Source organism: Saccharolobus solfataricus, from assembly GCF_900079115.1.
GTDB classification, from domain to species: Archaea; Thermoproteota; Thermoprotei_A; order Sulfolobales; family Sulfolobaceae; genus Saccharolobus; species Saccharolobus solfataricus.
In genome coordinates, this window is the sequence record NZ_LT549890.1 from 2,493,131 (window position 1) to 2,510,803 (window position 17,673).

The 17,673-nt window shown below is 34.5% G+C and carries 15 protein-coding genes; 9 read left to right on the plus strand and 6 right to left on the minus strand.

The window, feature by feature from the left end; all coding sequences use genetic code 11:
• The first annotated feature begins 150 nt into the window (after nucleotides 1-150).
• Nucleotides 151-909: an SDR family NAD(P)-dependent oxidoreductase gene (locus SSOP1_RS13320; protein WP_009988581.1), complete on the plus strand. Its 759-nt coding sequence runs from the start codon at nucleotides 151-153 to the stop codon at nucleotides 907-909.
• Here the strand turns inward: SSOP1_RS13320 and SSOP1_RS13325 are convergent, their stop codons facing one another.
• Entirely contained in the window at nucleotides 910-2,091 is a 1,182-nt protein-coding gene (locus SSOP1_RS13325; protein WP_009988582.1) for a mandelate racemase/muconate lactonizing enzyme family protein, read from the minus strand.
• 63 nt (nucleotides 2,092-2,154) lie between these two features.
• Here SSOP1_RS13325 and SSOP1_RS13330 point away from each other — a divergent pair, with 63 nt between their 5' ends.
• Both SSOP1_RS13330 and SSOP1_RS13335 read left to right on the plus strand, forming a co-directional pair.
• Entirely contained in the window at nucleotides 2,155-2,628 is a 474-nt protein-coding gene (locus SSOP1_RS13330; RefSeq protein WP_009988583.1) for a hypothetical protein, read from the plus strand.
• Complete coding sequence (locus SSOP1_RS13335) at nucleotides 2,625-3,134, plus strand: hypothetical protein (protein ID WP_009988584.1); 510 nt, start codon at nucleotides 2,625-2,627, stop codon at nucleotides 3,132-3,134. The genes SSOP1_RS13330 and SSOP1_RS13335 overlap by 4 nt, the downstream gene beginning before the upstream one ends.
• A gap of 144 nt (nucleotides 3,135-3,278) precedes the next feature.
• Here SSOP1_RS13335 and SSOP1_RS13340 read toward each other — a convergent pair whose 3' ends face one another.
• On the minus strand, nucleotides 3,279-4,280 hold the full coding sequence (locus SSOP1_RS13340) for an ABC transporter permease (protein WP_009988586.1): 1,002 nt from the start codon (nucleotides 4,278-4,280) through the stop codon (nucleotides 3,279-3,281).
• Between the two features lie 97 nt (nucleotides 4,281-4,377).
• Between SSOP1_RS13340 and SSOP1_RS13345 the strand changes: the two genes are divergently transcribed.
• A complete protein-coding gene (locus SSOP1_RS13345) occupies nucleotides 4,378-6,459 on the plus strand; it encodes an ABC transporter substrate-binding protein (protein ID WP_010923949.1) in 2,082 nt (693 codons plus the stop codon).
• A gap of 70 nt (nucleotides 6,460-6,529) precedes the next feature.
• Here the strand turns inward: SSOP1_RS13345 and SSOP1_RS13350 are convergent, their stop codons facing one another.
• Nucleotides 6,530-7,402, minus strand: a complete 873-nt coding sequence (locus SSOP1_RS13350) for an ABC transporter permease (protein WP_009988588.1) — start codon at nucleotides 7,400-7,402, stop codon at nucleotides 6,530-6,532.
• A gap of 79 nt (nucleotides 7,403-7,481) precedes the next feature.
• Between SSOP1_RS13350 and SSOP1_RS13355 the strand changes: the two genes are divergently transcribed.
• From SSOP1_RS13355 to nagA, 3 genes are read left to right on the plus strand one after another with little or no spacing between them, the layout of a single operon-like run.
• Nucleotides 7,482-8,441 (plus strand): ABC transporter ATP-binding protein, encoded by a 960-nt coding sequence (locus SSOP1_RS13355; protein ID WP_009988589.1) that lies wholly within the window; start codon nucleotides 7,482-7,484, stop codon nucleotides 8,439-8,441.
• Nucleotides 8,422-9,396 (plus strand): ABC transporter ATP-binding protein, encoded by a 975-nt coding sequence (locus tag SSOP1_RS13360; RefSeq protein WP_009988590.1) that lies wholly within the window; start codon nucleotides 8,422-8,424, stop codon nucleotides 9,394-9,396. Before SSOP1_RS13355 ends, SSOP1_RS13360 begins: the two co-directional genes overlap by 20 nt.
• The gene (gene nagA, locus SSOP1_RS13365) at nucleotides 9,389-10,486 is read left to right on the plus strand and encodes an N-acetylglucosamine-6-phosphate deacetylase (protein WP_009988591.1); all 1,098 of its coding nucleotides are present in this window, start codon (nucleotides 9,389-9,391) and stop codon (nucleotides 10,484-10,486) included. Before SSOP1_RS13360 ends, nagA begins: the two co-directional genes overlap by 8 nt.
• Nucleotides 10,487-10,555: 69 nt before the next feature.
• On the opposite strand, the gene SSOP1_RS13370 is transcribed toward nagA, so the two are convergent.
• The gene (locus SSOP1_RS13370; protein ID WP_010923952.1) at nucleotides 10,556-12,502 is read right to left on the minus strand and encodes a glycoside hydrolase family 116 protein; all 1,947 of its coding nucleotides are present in this window, start codon (nucleotides 12,500-12,502) and stop codon (nucleotides 10,556-10,558) included.
• A gap of 33 nt (nucleotides 12,503-12,535) precedes the next feature.
• Here SSOP1_RS13370 and SSOP1_RS13375 point away from each other — a divergent pair, with 33 nt between their 5' ends.
• Entirely contained in the window at nucleotides 12,536-14,890 is a 2,355-nt protein-coding gene (locus SSOP1_RS13375; RefSeq protein ID WP_009988593.1) for a M1 family metallopeptidase, read from the plus strand.
• A 4-nt stretch (nucleotides 14,891-14,894) separates the two neighbouring features.
• On the opposite strand, the gene SSOP1_RS13380 is transcribed toward SSOP1_RS13375, so the two are convergent.
• Entirely contained in the window at nucleotides 14,895-15,287 is a 393-nt protein-coding gene (locus SSOP1_RS13380; RefSeq protein WP_009988594.1) for a hypothetical protein, read from the minus strand.
• Nucleotides 15,288-15,369: 82 nt separating this feature from the next.
• On the opposite strand from SSOP1_RS13380, the gene SSOP1_RS13385 reads away from it, so the two are divergent.
• Nucleotides 15,370-16,134 carry a hypothetical protein gene (locus tag SSOP1_RS13385; RefSeq protein WP_009988596.1) on the plus strand — a complete coding sequence of 255 codons (765 nt, stop codon included), beginning with the start codon at nucleotides 15,370-15,372 and terminating at the stop codon, nucleotides 16,132-16,134.
• Here the strand turns inward: SSOP1_RS13385 and SSOP1_RS13390 are convergent.
• Nucleotides 16,123-17,661, minus strand: coding sequence for a hypothetical protein (locus SSOP1_RS13390; protein ID WP_009988598.1), 1,539 nt, complete (start codon nucleotides 17,659-17,661; stop codon nucleotides 16,123-16,125). The two genes, SSOP1_RS13385 and SSOP1_RS13390, sit on opposite strands and share 12 nt — an antisense overlap.
• Nucleotides 17,662-17,673 lie beyond the last annotated feature (12 nt).

A 17,673-nucleotide genomic window follows, 5' to 3' on the forward strand; every position in this document is an offset into this window, starting at 1 on the left:
ATACCTGATATTGTAGGCATATATTAGGTCCTTGAAATTGTGAAATAAATTATCCATTTACTTATAGATAAGTACTCATAGCTATTGAAAACTATATAATAGCATAAAATATCTAAAAATTTATTTATTTAGGTTTAAGATAATTCATGTATGATAAAGCTAGATCTGAGCGGAAAAGTCTGCCTCATAACTGGTGGGACTTCTGGCATAGGTCTAAAGACTGCAGAACTCTTTAGCAAATTGGGCGCAAATGTCTACGTTATAGGTAGGAGAGAAGCTAACTTTCTATCTAAAAACATATATTTTAAAAAAGTTGATTTAACACGGAGAGAAGATGTTCTCTCATTTATTGAATGGTATGAGAAAAACGTGGGGACAATCCATGTATTGATAAATAACGCGTCTCAAAATTCAAGATATTCAGTGCTTGATATCCCAATAAAGGAGTGGGATGAGATGATAAGTCTGAACTTAACTGCACCTTTTCTCTTATCAAGAATGGCTGCAAAGTTGATGATTAAAAGAGGTATTAAGGGAAAAATAATTAATATCTCAGCAATCCAATCGAAGTTTCCATTAGAGAGATCCTTCGCCTATGTTACTACTAAAGGAGGATTAATATCTATGGGAAGGAGTCTTGCGGTGGATTTAGGAAAATACGGGATACAAGTAATTACTGTATTACCTGGGCCAATTTATTCAAAAGATGACGAACCTCCAGCAAGTTTAGATAAGAGAGCAGCTACTCTGTTGGGAAGAATGGGAAGGATGATCGAAATATCCCATTTATTAGCCTTTTTAGCTTCAGATTTGAATAGCTTCATCACCGGAACGGAAATTATAATTGATGGAGGTAGAATAATAAGCAGAAAACCGGATCCAGAAGAAATTACCAAGGGCGAGATATAACTAATAGTCTCTCCAAGTTCCTTTAACTACCCACACTGGTTCTTCTGGATTAAAGTACTCCTCACCTTTAACCTTTAAACTATCTAACATTTTCTCATTTACTTCAACTCCTAAACCCGGTCTTTCCGGTATTATAGCGTATCCGTTATCTATTGGAGTACCATTATATATTAGCTCCCTCTTCCAACTCGGGAACCAATCATAGAAAGACTCTTGTATTAAGAAGTTTGGTATAAATGCGTCAAACTGTAGTGTTACGGCGTTTAGTATTGGACCTTGAGCATTGTGAAAAGCCATCTGTACGTCAAAGGTCTCAGCAATCCCTACTACCTTCTTGGTCTCAGTAACTCCACCAATTCTGTATAGATCAGCTTGTAAGAAATCCACTAATCCCTCTTTCATAAAGTATAAGGCTTGCTGTTTATTAATTATCCTTTCACCTAACGCAATCCTTAAGCTCGTATTGTTCCTATATTTTCTAAGTCCTTCCACATCCTCAGGATGAATTGGTTCTTCCATGAACAATGGATTATACTTCTCTAGTCTTTTCGCTATCATAATAGCCGAATTCGCATTAAACCTACCGTGATGCTCTATTAAAATATCCACGTTGTCTCCAACTGCCTCTCTAACAGCCTTTACTCTCTCCTCAGCTATATCTAGTCCTTTCTTTGAAATATCGTTAAAGTACGGACCAAATGGGTCAAATTTCAAAGCCTTATATCCCATTTTTACGATCTCCTTAGCTTTTTCCGCAAAGTCCTCTGGCTTCACGCAGTTTTGATACCAACCATTAGCGTAGACAAGTACTTTATCTCTTGTTTTTCCTCCAAGCAGCTTATATAATGGAGCACCTAACTCTTTTCCGATTATGTCCCAAGAAGCTATATCTACTGCACTATAGGCTGTTGTAGACTCTAAGGAGATAGTCATATTGAAATCATGTTTATACCATTCTAGCCTGTTCTTTTCAACGTTAAACACGTCATTTCCTTTTAATACAGTATTTATCTTTTTTACAAAATTTGCCACAGCTTCTGCCCTTAAGGCACTTACAGTTTCTCCCCAGCCTACTCTACCATCGTTTGTGGTTACCCTTACCAGTACCATTAATGAAGCCCATTGAGCGCTTGTTACTTCCTTACCTAAAATGTACGCTTCGATTTCTGAAATCTTTGTCATGTATGTAAGTAAAGGTTTGGAAAAATAAAGTTTTTATCGGCTACACAATAGGGTATATACTGTATGAGAAGGAGGACAATTTTAGCAATCTCAATTACAATACTAGCTATAGGCTTGATAGACGTACTTTTCACTTACCTTTACTCATCTCTAGTGGTATATAGTCTTAGAGATAATTTTTCCTTAGCTGAAGAAGGAGCACAAAGTTTTCCAATTTTGGTTAAACAAAATGATAAAATAATAATCGAAGGGAATTCTTCGAAACCTATTGATATTTATATTATAGGGATCGTACCCCAAAAGGTTGCAAATAACGTGAGTTCGTTTAGTATATCATATGTTTCCCCAAATACTGGTGAGCTTTATATTCAATTTAGATCTCTTCCGTATTCTAACTTAACTACCATTTCATTTACTATAAAAGTTTTCAACTCTTGGTTCTCGGGTATTGGCTATTTATCTTCAGCAATTATACTATTTGTTGGACTTATACTTCTTGGTTACGCGGTTCAGTTAAAAGAGAGGCGAAGGAAATGAAACTGCTTCCATTTTATATGATTGGTAACAACATCTTTATAGACGCACATTTTCTTAGTAGTATATCGAAGCCTTATATTAGAATTTTATTAGTAAGGTCTAATCTTAAACTTGAACAAGAAGGAGAGAAATTAGAACCAATTCCACTGGATCATGTCATCAAGTTACTAGAAGATGGCTATGTGGACCTAAAAAGTCTGAGCGAGAAGAAAGAAAGACTTGATTCTTTAGATTATTTATTATCTAGCTTATATAATCCAGGGTGGTATTTCAGAAAAAGGGAGGCGGAGATTACCTCATCTTCTCTTCTGAGAATATACGATTTAGCATACAAACTAGTGTTAAAAAAATTGCGTGATTTAAGTCGTGTTGACGTTGTATTTGTTTCAATATCATTCTCTAATGATTCCATTTTGATCAATGGTAAAGAAGATAGAATATACACTACACTCTTTAAATCCGATTCCAACTTTAAGAAAGCTATTTTAAATTCTTTATCTGGATAATCGCATATACTATCATAAAGACTGATAGTATTAGTACAACTATCTGCGAAAATAAGGTGGTAGGACTCCTATAAATTAACAGTGAAAAAATGTCAAGGAGCAATAGCGTATAACCTATACTCATTAGGGTTCTATATGCTTCCATTATTCTTCACCTACTTTAGCTCTGGGATCTAGGAATGAATATGTTAGGTCTGCAATTAAATTACCCACAATTACTGCTACTATTATTATGATAAATACTCCCATTTCAGTGGGATAATCATTAGAGGTTATGGAGTTAATTAACAAGTTTCCTACTCCGGGATAGGAGAAGGTTTGCTCTACGAAAACCGATCCACTGAATGAGAACCCTATTGATATGATTAAGCTAGTATATAGGGGTAGTATCGCATTCTTTCCGATATACTTCTTTTCTATTATATCTTTTTTAACTCCAGAGATTTCAGCAAAGTTGACGAAGTCTTCACCCAGTACATATATTGTATTTGCTCTCATCTGTAAGATCCACCCAACTAAATTAACTATTGTTAATGTAAGTATTGGTAAAAATGCATGGTATAATACGCTAGCTATGAAAGGAAGATTAAATCCCGGTGTTACATGAATACTATAGGCTCCACCTGTGGGGAATATATGATATATAAATGCAAGTATATAAATTAGTAATACGGCGTAAATGTAAATCGGTACTGATCTCAGTATTGATAAAGAAACAGTAGCTACGGAATCCGTCTTTGTTCCCCTTAGGTATCCTAGTTTTTGACCAAGTCTTATACCAAGGAAGAAACTTATTAGAATGGATGTTACTACAATGAATAATGTCCACGGTAAGGCAACTGCAATTAGCTCAGCTACTGGTACATTGCTTATTATAGAGAAGCCAAGATTTCCATGTAATGTATTCCATATATAATTTACTGCATTGATCAAAGGGTTTCCATGCGGCCTAAGAGTGTTCAGATAATCTATGAGTGAAGCGTACAGTTCAGGTTTTTGAGCGAAATCTTGTGGATTTATGAATTGCATTATATAATTTGCAGGTGAATAAGGAGAAAATTCCAACAAGGCCCAGCTTATGACTATTGTAACAAATATTGCAATAATCACTGAAGCTAATCTTCTAATTAACCACTTATAGTTCATGCATTACTATTACTTTTTAATAAGATATAAGTGTTTCTGAGCTGTATCATTAGAGTTTTAACAAAGTTTATAAGCTAGACAATACAAAATAATATTTATGAGGAAGGAATTAGTATTAGAAGTAGGTGTAATATTCTCGATATCTGTAATGCTCTTTTCAATCAGTGGTATAATGATAGCCAACTCAGCATCTTCACCATTTCCGTCAACCCTTTACTTAGGATGGTATAATTCTAACGTCGAAGCTTATTCTTCATTTGCTACTTATAATCCCAATATATTTGCAGGAGGTTTAGGTGGATCTTTTTACGGATTGCTCTATGCATACTCTGCAATAATTAATGTTAGTAATTCTCAAGCGATTCCCGTGATAATAACTTCATGGAACTTCTCTCCAGCAAACTGGCAGCAGATTTGGCAGACAAAACCGGTTAATGTGACGCTGATTATACGCAATGATTCTGGTTGGAGTAATGGGCAACCTCTCACTGCTTACGATCTTATGGCCACATGCCTAATTTTAGATATGTTTGGTGCTCCGCCATTTCCTAATTATACTGTTATTAATAATTACACGCTAGTTGAGACTTGGCCTCCAGATACGTTATCACCGATATTGTTTACAGACACGCTAATTAATACGGTAGGCTTAGGGGAAGTTGCAATTATAATACCATACCAAGTTTGGAAGCCTATAATTAGTCAGATAATGGGCAATTGGACAACAATACAAAATACAAGCAATATGAAACTTGCGCAGCAGATTATTAAGAATATTAGGTCAGAAATCCTTCACTTTAGACCAAACCCTGCCACATATCCTTATAGTGGTCCGTTCTACCTATCACAGTTATCATCGAATGAAATAGTACTAAATAAGAATCCATATTATTATGACGCTAAATATATACCATTCAATCAAGTAATAATATATCAATACGGTCAGGCTGACTTAGCAGCAGCTGCAATAACGGGTGGTCAAGTTTCTATGGACTGGTCCGGTTTGACAGGATTATCACCAACGCAGCTAGAAAGTTTGCCGACCACACTTGAGGTAATTAATATACCTCAACCATTTGGCTGGGGTATAGCATTCAATCTGAAGAATCCATGGTTAAGAGAGTATCAAGTAAGGGCGGCAATTGCATATATTCTAAATAGGACTGCCATAGCTTCAGTGGGAGGTCCTTTAACAGCACCGGTTACTATTCCTAATGCAATACCCAATTTATCGTACTATTCATTCATGACATCTTCGCAATACTACTCATCTTTAAATCCGTATAATGTTAATTTAACAAAGGCAGCACAGCTGCTTAAGAGTGTAGGGTTTTACCAGAAGTCTGGAGTTTGGTATACTCCAAATGGTACACCGTTTACTTTAACAATAGGTGCTGGAAGTCCACCAACGCAAGCACTAGCAATGATGGAAGAAGTACAAAAAGAATTACAGCAATTTGGAATTAACGTACAATTACACATATATACTGTAGTTAGTCAGTGGCATCAAGCATGGCAAAATGGTACCGGCTATGATTTATGGTTTGAGAATTGGGGTAGTTCATACTCGCCGGGGACTGCACCATGGAGTTTGGTACTTTCTTATTTTGGAGGATATCCATGGAATGTTACACAGTGGAATGAGAATCTTACTTTACCTAATGGTACTATAATTGACTTCCATAAATTACTTGAGGAAACCGAGTCTCCTAATACCACACAACAGTTAATACAAGCTAATCAAGAGTTATCATATTATATGAACCAATACTTACTTCCAATCTTACCTCTAGTTGAGATCGAGAATTACGTCATTGTAAATCCCTCGCTACTTATTGCAGCTCCACCTGCTAATTCGTGGATATGGGAAGAGGCACAATACGGTATAGGTGGTACTGCTATGGTACAAGCTCTAATAGATTATTGGTACGCCCCATTATATGAGAGCACTATAATTACTACAACTACGACTTCTATTTCTACTACTATAACTACAACAACCACTTCCGCAACAACAGCTACCACGTCTGTAACTACGACTACGTCTGTAACTACGACTTCTATTTCTACTACTACAGTTACTGTGACTTCTACTTCAACTATTCCAATTATAATAGCAATAGTTATAGTTATTATTGTTATAATTGCTGCTGTGGCAATATTAATGAGAAGGAGATAAAAGGGTGTAAGTATTTTTAATGGGAAAAGGTAGTATAGTCTTTTTTAAAAATTTTTCTTCTTTTTTCCCTTTAATATCTTCTTATTCTTGGATTACTTATCTCATCAATTCCATAACTTAATAGTATTAGACCACTCATAAAACCAGCAACTACTATTGTGGGGAAGGCTAGATAATATATTGCCTTACCACCTGCTGCGGCACCATATGAAAGAGCTTGTTGGATCATTGCTCCCCAATTGTTAGGATTATAGGGTAATACTCCTAAGTAGTATAATCCTACCTCTGCATATACCGCAGCTTCCACATTAAATATATAGTGTATCGCAATGTATGAACCTAGGGTTGGTACCACCTCCCTAAATATTATATATTTTCTAGACAGTCCTAATACCCTTAACACTTCCACGGCAGGAGAGTTTCTAATTACTAGAACTTGAGATCTTACTGCTCTAGCTAATCCAGCCCAACTAGTTATACTTAATATCAAGGAGAGGAAAATTGGATTACTAGTTTTAAACGCGCTAACTATTATTATAATTAGTATCAAGCTAGGTAGAGTTAGGATAATATCAGTTATTCCCATGAGAATATTATCGATTATTCCACCCAGATATCCCGCAATTATACCTACAACTATTCCGATTAACGTTGCGAATAGTCCAGCCAAAAAACTTATTTCAATTACTGACTTGGCGCCTTGAATAATCTGTACTAATATGCTTTCTGCAAATGGACCAGTTCCAAAGATAAGGTAAAAGTTTGATAGTTGAGGAGGCATAAATATTGTAGTAGGGCTAGGAGGTAAAGAGTATGTCTTAGGGAATATAATTTGCCCAAATATTGCAATTAAGATGTAAAATACGGTTATTATTAATCCTACTCTAGACTTTTTGTTATCCCATAATAGTCTCAGATACTCGAAAAACTTGCCTTGCACCATAAATATAAATTCACTTCACACTCTTTTATTTTCTCGGGAGGAAAAATCTATAAGCAATGGATATGAGTATAAATGTGTAATGATTTTAGAAGTGCATAATCTGAATGTGATTTATGATGAGGGAAACAGTAGAATTATTAAAGCAGTTAATGATGTTAGTTTTGGAGTAGAAAAAGGTGAAATTCTTGGAATTATAGGTGAAAGCGGCTCTGGTAAAACTACACTCATAAGCGCTATACTAAGAGCCATAAGACCTCCCGGCAAAATAATCTCTGGAAAAGTAATTTTTAACGGAATGGACATATTTTCTATGACTATTGACGAGTTTAGAAAATTATTATGGAAAGATATTTCCTATGTTCCTCAAGCTAGCCAAAACGCCTTAAATCCGGTCTTGCCAATTAGTGAGATCTTCTATCATGAGGCAATTAGTCATGGAGAGGCCGATAAGAAAAGAGTAATTGAGAGAGCAAGTGAATTGTTAAAGTTAGTGGGTTTAGATCCAGCTCGCGTTCTTAAAATGTATCCTTTCCAATTATCTGGTGGTATGAAACAGAGGGTAATGATAGCACTAAGCCTCCTCTTAAATCCTAAATTAATATTAATGGATGAACCTACAAGTGCTTTAGATATGCTTAATCAAGAATTATTGCTTAAGTTAATAAAAAATATAAATCAAGAAATGGGAGTTACAATAGTTTATGTAACACATGATATACTTAATATAGCGCAAATAGCTAACAGATTATTGGTTATGTACAAAGGTTATGTCATGGAAGAGGGAAAAACTGAGGAAATAATTAAGAGTCCATTAAATCCATATACATCATTATTAGTATCCTCGATTCCTTCTTTAAAAGGAGAAGTAAAGGTAATTAATGTTCCTCTAGACGAGCCTTTAGTATCAAAAGAAAAAGGTTGTCCGTTTCTGGCTAGATGTTCTAAAGCTTTCGGTAGGTGCAAAGAGGAATTACCGGAGATTCGTTTAGTGTACGATAGAAAGGTAAGGTGTCACTTATATGGGTCTAATGGAGCTTAAGGGAGTTTCCGTAATTTTCGAGGATAAAGTTGGACTGTTTAAAAAGCGTAAATTCTATGCTTTAAAGGACGTTTCTTTAAGCATGAATCAAGGGGATCTACTTATAGTATTAGGTGAAAGCGGAGCCGGTAAGACCACTTTAGGGCGAGTAATTGTAGGTTTACAAAAGCCGACGTCTGGGGAGGTAGTTTACGATGGGTATAACATCTGGAAAAATAAAAGAAAAATATTTAAAAAATATAGAAAGGATGTACAATTAATTCCTCAAGATCCTTACTCTACACTTCCCTTTAACAAGACTGTGGAAGAGATCTTAGTGGCTCCTATATTACGTTGGGAAAAAATTAACAAAGATGAGTTAAGAAAGCGTCTGATTAACCTACTTGAATTGGTAAAATTGACACCAGCAGAGGAATTTTTAGGTAAATATCCCCATCAGCTCTCGGGAGGACAGAAGCAAAGGCTTAGCATAGCTAGAAGTCTTTCAGTAAATCCTAGGATAATAGTTGCTGATGAGCCTGTGACAATGGTGGACGCCTCGCTGAGGATTGGAATATTAAATACATTAGCTGAAATAAAGAATAGACTCAATCTTACGATGGTATTCATAACTCACGATATTCCAATAGCCAGATACTTTTATCATCTATTTGACAAGGGTAATACAATAGTTATGTTTGCGGGTAGGATAGTGGAGAGAGCCGATTTAGAGGAAATATTAAAGGATCCATTACATCCATATACTAATGATTTAATAAAGCTCACACCATCTATTGATAATCTATATAAAGAGATTAACGTTAAGATAAATTACGAGAGAGTAGAAAAGGGATGCCCATATAGGCTAAGATGTCCTTTTGCAATGGATATATGCAAAAATGAAGAGCCCAAATTATTTAAATACTCGCATGAAGTTGCGTGTTTCTTATACGGTAAGGTGGGTGAAAGTGAGTAAGTGTATCAGAGGACTAGAGATAATAACCCCATTAGAAAGTTTTAGGGATGACATAGTAATATCTGATGGTGAAATAAGGAAAATTGGAAGTGGAATCTGCAATGAGGAAATAAAAGTAGATAGAGGTAAATATGTAATACCTGGAATGATTGATATTCATACTCACGGTATAGGGGGAATTCTTGTAAATGACATTAGAAGTATTAATGACTATGAGAAAATGGTATCCTATTATTATTCACATGGTGTAACCACTTTCATTCCATCAACAATTTCTGAAAATGTTGAAAAATTAGTGAGTATAGCAAGGGTTTTAAATGAAGTTAAAAGTATTGGGATACACCTTGAGGGACCGTTAATAAATCCGAATAGAGCTGGTGCACATAAATTCTTTACTAGATTCGACGAACGAATTTTAGAAATTTCTAAACTCTTTAAAATAAAGAGAATTACTATAGCACCAGAGATTTTGAGTGATAAAGAATTAGAGAATTTAGCGGATAACTTTCAAGTTTCTTTAGGTCATACGGACGCTAATTCAGATGATACCAGAAGAGCTATAGGTTTTGGAGCATCATCAGTTACACATTTGTTCAATGCTATGAGGCCATTCCATCATAGAGATCCCGGAATAATTGGTGTTTCGTTAACTTCTCCGATATACGCTGAAGTAATATCAGATTTGGTACACATTAATGAGATTACACTAAGTATTGTAAGTAAGTTAAAGGGGGATAAGACAATTCTAGTGACTGATTCCTTACAAGCTGCGGGATTAGGCGAAGGAGAATTTTTACTATATGGAGAAAAAATTACTTGCGATAAGGCTTGTTTCGAGGCTAATAAAAGGCTTGTAGGTAGTAACATAACTTTGGATGAAGGCGTGAGACGTGTTAGTAAAATAATTGGATTAAGAGAAGCGATAAAATATGTAACGTATTCTCCAGCATCTCTACTTAACTTAGAAAAAATAGGACAGATATCTAGGGGTTATGTTGCAGATTTAGTTATATTGGATGAAAACCTCAATGTGCTCACAACGTTAAAAAGTGGTAGTATAGTCTTCTCCATCTTTAAAAATTCATCATAAAAACAAGGATAATTCATTACTCATATACAAATTCATAATAATATTCATGATATTCTTATTAAATAATTTTTAACGTATTTTGTCTAACGCTAATTTCAATAGCCAAACCGAAGTGCTTCCTATGTACGACATTAGCCCCACGTACTTTCCATCTATTGCATCTATTCTAGAGGATTGATCGAATGGGTTAAGCTCCTTTATCGTCTCCCATTCCCTTTTAGCTACTTCAATTCCCTCCTTAACCATTCCCCTTAATATCATATGTGCAGCTACTGCAAAGGAAACTCTAGGCCAACATGACCTAAGTTGGGCTGTTGAAGAATCCACACTGCCATCTTCCCTTACTGCATTAGTTAAACAGTATTTAGAAGCTTTGAAGTTTAGTTCATAAATACTTCTTAAGGCCGTATTTATTTTATCATGATCAGTTATAGGTGGTAATCCTAAAATATCACACCAGAATTGGCCTAACAATTGTGAGTTTAGACAAGACGTATTTTCCTCGTCATTTTTCTTCCATAAAATGAAATATTTGCCGTTCCATAATGAATTAAATGTCTTCTTTCCACACTCTAAAAATCTGTAATACTTATCATCAATCTTAACATCCAAGATTTCAGACATTTTGATAAATGCGGTCAATGCTGAAAGGAACATCGATGCTATATAGGATGAGGCTCCGTACATGTGAGTTCCGTCATAGGAGTTATCGTAACCACCCTTTGAGTCCGGTATACAATCGTTATCCATATCTTTTCTTATGAGCCAATCAATTATCTCCTTTATTTTATTATAGTTCTTCTCCAAAATTTCCCTATTAGAGGTAAACACGTAGTCTCTGTATAACATTAGGACTAAAGTAGGTCCCAAATCTGTCCACCAATATGGATATGACGCACCGTAAATTGGATCTTCAATACTTTCCTCTCCAACATCATGTGGCGTTTCCCCATAATTTACATAGTTCATAAAGTAATTATCAGCTGATATTACTAAATCTCTGTAAAGTTCTAAGAGAGTAAATCCGAGACCATCAAAGGTCATAGAACCAATCGTATTCATTAATTTAGTAACGAATGGATCTTCATATACAGCGAATCTTCCATCTTTAGTTAACCAAGTATTTGATGTTAGTATGTACAAGCTATTTACTAACGCATCTTTTAACCACTCCACTTTCTCTTCTATTCCTAAATCTGGTTCTAATTTGAGAGCGTATTCTGCAACATCTATAGAATCTTTAAAGAAATTTTCGTAGTAATGTCCATATGGATAGTGATAAGGTCTTCCGTTAAAATACCATGAAAGGATAAACGTTTCTTCTTCATCCACATCTTTATATACAATACCCCCTATTTCTTCTCTGGCATATGGTTTTATTACATATGTTTCATCATATTCTTCTAAATTATAAAAATATGTGATATCTTCAGTCATTCCGACCTTAGCTGGTTTATAGTAAGCGTAATTGGTTATAACCTTACAGCCAATACATCCAAGGAAAATTTCTCCATAAGCTGGATCAGAATTTAAGGCCTTCTCGTTTTTCATCACTACACCATTTAACTTTCCCTTATAGCTCTCATTTGCTCTACCAGCTCTCTTACTTCCAACTATATTCGGAAAAGAAATTGCAAATCTTCCTTTACCTTTTATTCTAAACTTTATTACTGGGAGGGATGAATTCTTAACGTCATTTTTCCGTAGGATTGAATACACTTCTATTTCAGCTAGAGGTGTCGAATATCTGATAACAGGGAACTCAACAAATGTCTCAATGTCTTTTACGTAAGTATATTGAGGAGGTGTTTCAACATTCTTGCCAGGATTAGTTTGAAGAAATATAGGTTTCTTATCTAGAAACGTTAATAGGTGGAAACCCCTTACTTTTCTAAGTGGATTTGACCAGTTGTTTAGAATAGTTATCTCGCCAATTGTGAGATCTGGGTAGAAGTTTATCTTTCCAGTACCTATTCCTCCTAAAGGTATACCAAAATTCTTCTCTATCTTCATCATTAATTTTTTATTTACACCCGAATTTATATAGGCATGCCTAACATCGAGAAATACGAAATTTTTCTGGATTTTAATGGGAATGAATATGAGGGTGTAGAGAAAATATACCTTAACTCAGAAGAAGAAAAATTAGAGCTTGATAGTGTGAATCTCGAAATAAGAAGTGTGAAATCTGATGGTAAGGATACAAAATTTGAATTGAAAGGTGAGAAATTAGTAATCTACGGAAAGATTGAAAGAGAACTTGAGATAAAGTTTAAAGGAAAAGCCTCTCGGGATTCAATTTTAGGGATTTACGTTGCTCCTTATGATGGTAAAGGAATGATTACAACGCAATTTGAGGCAGTATACGCTAGGAGATTTATCCCATGTTTTGATCATCCTGCAATGAAAGCTAGATTTAAACTAAGCGTTAGGGTACAAAAGGGACTAAAGGTAATATCTAATATGCCAGTTGAGAGAATAGAAGAGGATGTGGACGGTAAGGTAATTTATCGTTTTCAAGAAACTCCTAAAATGTCTACGTATCTATTATACTTGGGAATAGATGAATTTGAGGAGATTTCTGATAACTCTAAACAACCTACAGTAATATTAGCCACAGTACCCGGAAAATCAAAAAGAGGACTATTCGCAATTAACGTCGCCAGAAAGGTCATTGAGTTTTATGAAAAATACTTTGAAATACCTTATCAGTTACCAAAAGTTCATTTAATACAAGTTCCCGAGTTTGCTGCTGGCGCTATGGAGAATTGGGGTGCTATTACCTTTAGGGAGACTGCTTTGCTGGCTGATGATTCTTCTTCAATTTCTCAAAAGTTTAGAGTTGCTGAGGTTGTTGCTCATGAGTTGGCTCATCAGTGGTTTGGTAATTTGGTTACTTTGAAGTGGTGGGATGATTTGTGGTTAAACGAGAGCTTCGCAACATTCATGAGCTATAAGAGTATAAAGCATTTATTTCCCCAATGGGATAGTGAAGGTCATCTTATTTATGACGAATCTATAGGTGCTTTAGAGGATGACTCTCTTTCTACTACACATCCAATAGAGGCACATGTAAAAGATCCCCATGAAATTGAACAAATGTTTGATAATATTAGTTATGGTAAGGGGGCTAGTATTTTAAAGATGATTGAGGCTTATGTTGGTGAGGAGAATTTCAGAAGGGGGGTTGTCAATTACTTAAATTCTTTCAAATTCGGAAATGCAGAGGGTAAGGATTTGTGGAATTCTATTTCTAACGCAGCTGGGCAGAGTATTGGAGAAATTATGGCTGATTGGATTACAAAGCCTGGTTACCCTGTAATTTTTGTCAACGCATACGGTAATTCTATCAGGTTTTCTCAAAAAAGATTTACACTTCTTGATAGCGGTTTAAATGAGGTTTACAAGGTTCCAATTACATATGAGATTAATGATAAATTTGGCACTCTTCTTCTGGACAAGGAATCAGCTGAAATAAGGTTAGATGAAGGTTTGAAGAGTATTAAGGTTAATATAAATAGGACTGGATTTTATAGGGTCCTTTATGATTCTCTTAATCTAGCTTTCTCATCAAAGCTTAATGCTTATGAAGAGTTGGGATTGGTTAACGACTATTGGAATTTCCTATTGGCTGATCTAATAGATGCGAAGACGTACTTTGGCGTAATTGGTAGGTTTGTATATACTTCTAACTCTTTTGTATCAAGAGAGATAACCTCTCAACTCTTAACATTATATTATCTATTTAAGAAAAATTACGGGAAAGATTTCCTAGTTAATCAAGTTAAGATATTTAGAAAGGCTAATGACGACCTAGGCAAATTAGCGTATTCAACTGTTATCAGTGCCTTAGCTAGAATGGATGAAGAGTTTGCATTAGGATTATCAACTTTATTTGATCAATATGAAAATATAGACAGTAATATTAAAGAAGCTGTTGCAATAGCTTACGCAGTAACTAATAACGACTTCAATACTCTTCTAGAAAAGTACAAGAGGTATACAATAGATGAGGAGAAGAATAGAATATTAAGTGCAATTTCATCACTTCGTGATCCATCAATTGTAGTCAAGGTTTTCTCACTAATATTTGAAAGGAATATAAAGGCTCAAGATACTAGATTCGTTATATCTTCACTGCTACACAATCCTCATATAAGGGAGGAAGTATGTAGTTATCTTATGAACAATTTTGAGGAAGTTAAGAAATTCGTAAATACAGTTTATGGAGGTCCTTGGGGTTTAGGCTCTATAGTTAGGAGTATGTCATTCTGCGGTGTAGATAAGCCTAAAGACATTATTGACTTTCTTGAAAAGGTGAAGTTCAAGGAGATCGAAAGACCTATTAAAGAGTCTGAAGAGAGGATAAAAGTATATTCTCGATTAAAACAAAACCTACCATAAGAAATTAGGACTTTTGTATTATTTCGTCCAATTTTTTCATAAGTTCTGATTCAACATGCTCATTCCATAGCATTTCCGGCACATCAACTACTAAGAACAATTCTGATAGAAACAGTGTCTCTAATGCTGTTATTGCTAAATTCTTTTTCCAACTACCTATACCAGCAGTCACCTTAAGGCCTTGTGTTGTATTCTCAAAAGTAAATGTTAGGGCTCTATCTGCAGCAATTATGTCCCTTAGTATTCCACCTTTTTGGGCCTGAACTATTGCCTTATTTCCCTCAACTTTCTGTTGTACTTTCCATTTCTGAATATTTAGGTAAGACACAAACTCATTTACTACCTTGTTTAAATCTACTTGTTTAGGATATGTCTTTTCTTTTTTAAAAGGGTTCATACTATAAATGTAGTTACGTTGTATAAAAGGTTTTTGACAAGTCACATATAATTTTTTATTTTCAATATAAAGTAAGTGGAATATGCAAGATGAGTTAGTCATCTTATCCTCAATAGCATCAATAATGGTTGCAATAATAGTATTAATACTTTTCTACATAGAGAAGATAAGAACTTATGTAGGAGTTTTCTTCGTTTATTTTTCCCTCACAATGATGATAGCTATGTTCGTTGGGGCATCAATTTATTTACTCTATCCATCAAGAGTATCTTTGGCAATAGCCTTTGGAATAAACACTTTTATTATGATACCTCTAATCGCGTACTTTTTGCTGAAAATAGCGAAGTTAGCAAATACACCGTTTAGAGGAGAAAGGACTCATGTTGTTATTTTCTCGATTCTACTAGTACTAAATGAAATATTAATGGGAACGACTTTTGGTATTGCTCAATTTGGTTTTTCTAGATTTTCAAACCTATACTATAGTCTTTATTTTTCCATAAATAGCTATTGGTTTTTTTATCCCATGATGGCTGAGATGCTAGCACTCTATTTACTACATTATTTAAAGGGTTCAATAAATAGAGAACTTTTTCCTTTGATTGGGTTAGCGACTTTTCCGCCCACAGCGTTTGATTATCAAGAGTGGTTTTATTCAGCTCTAATATTTTCATTAGCATTTTCAATTCTAGGAAGTATTCTCTCAAAGCGTCTTTGGCGATATGTCTATCTAATGTTAATCTTATCTGAGCTAATTCTCCTTATAAATGCTATTCCATATGATATCGCAATAGCTATATCTATGATTCTATACTACTATCAAAGCCTTTTACCATTAAGGAGGTAAGTTTTCTCCTACTATTTTTCCATTAACTATAATAATAAAGTACGGTATGACTATTGGTTGTGCGTATCCATTAATGTTTAATATACTTTCATTTATTGGAATACTTATGTTCAGTTTGTAAGTGTAAAAAGTGTAATTAGGTAAATCTTGTGTTCCATTTAGCATAACTGTAAGAGATACGTTAGTTAAGGAGAAGTTCAGTAAGAATGGAGGAGAATAAGATGTTATATTATATGTTATATTCATTATGATAGGGAGATTCATTAGCTGTTGAGAGTTGTTATAGAGTATTTGGAATGAGGAAATATCCTTATTTAGTGAATTGCCCATTATATACACCGTAATGTTAATTGGTAAATAACCTAAGTAAATCGAAGAACCTCCAACTCTTATCGGATTAATATTATTACTATTTAAATAATTGAATGTAAAATTATAATACTCATAATACGAATAACTATATCCACTATAAGTAATATAGACCGGACTATTGTTATCCAATGGTTTAATCCACAATTGACTGTAGCTTCCCACAGTATAGAAACCTGAGTTTGAATTTGTAAGATTATATGTGTATACTATCATGCAAAGTGGTACGTAGCCAGAAAGACTAGTTACGTGGAAAGTGATTATGTAATCCTGAGCAAAGTTAATTGATCCGTATTTGTAGTAAATATACGAGGTATTGTAGGATATGTTAAAACTACCAACTGTTTTATTATAATGGTTGCCAATCGCGTAAACTTTTCCACTCCAGTAACCATAACCAGGATATATAATATATGAATTGTTATCCTTTAAATCCAGAGCTTTTATGAAAGTAACATTTTCGAAATAGGCTATACGAACTTGGTAATAATTAGCTTGGACTTTGCTAGGGCTATTAACCATTGGCTGAAGTGTGTAATTATATAGTGGTGGCGTGGAGTTGAATATCAGTTCAACACTTGTTATGTTTTGAGGTCCTATTAAATGATTATTTGTTGTCCTTATTGACAGAATGTTCTCATTCCCTAGACTAATAACAGTATAATTTTGGCTTGACTTATTTGGTAATAACGTTCTATCTGAAGGTGGAAGTAAAGCCAACGAGAACGCATTTCCAGTGTTGGTTACGAAACTTAATTGTCCGCTAGTTATATTCGGTCTTATAATTATTACATTCCCCGGACTCAAAATTACTCCATTCCTATTCAATGAACCATTGGTAAAGATTAGCAAATCTTTAACTGGAAATGTGTAAATTTCGCCGTTAAAAGTTGTTTCAACTACGCTTTGAATGTTATATACACCCTCGGTGTCTAGTATATATACATGAGGTATGAAGGAAATTGTTTTATTTTTTAATTCCTCTACGATCCAATAATAACCTACTTTAGCTTTACTTAATATTTCGCCATTTATATTACTCTGAATGTTGTAGAGTTGTGTAAAATTCTCATGATTTAAGATTATTATTCCAATTAAAATAGAAAATAGCAAAACGATCACTAGAGTTATTGCAAGTAATCCTAAACTATCTTGCATTAGTAAAAAATA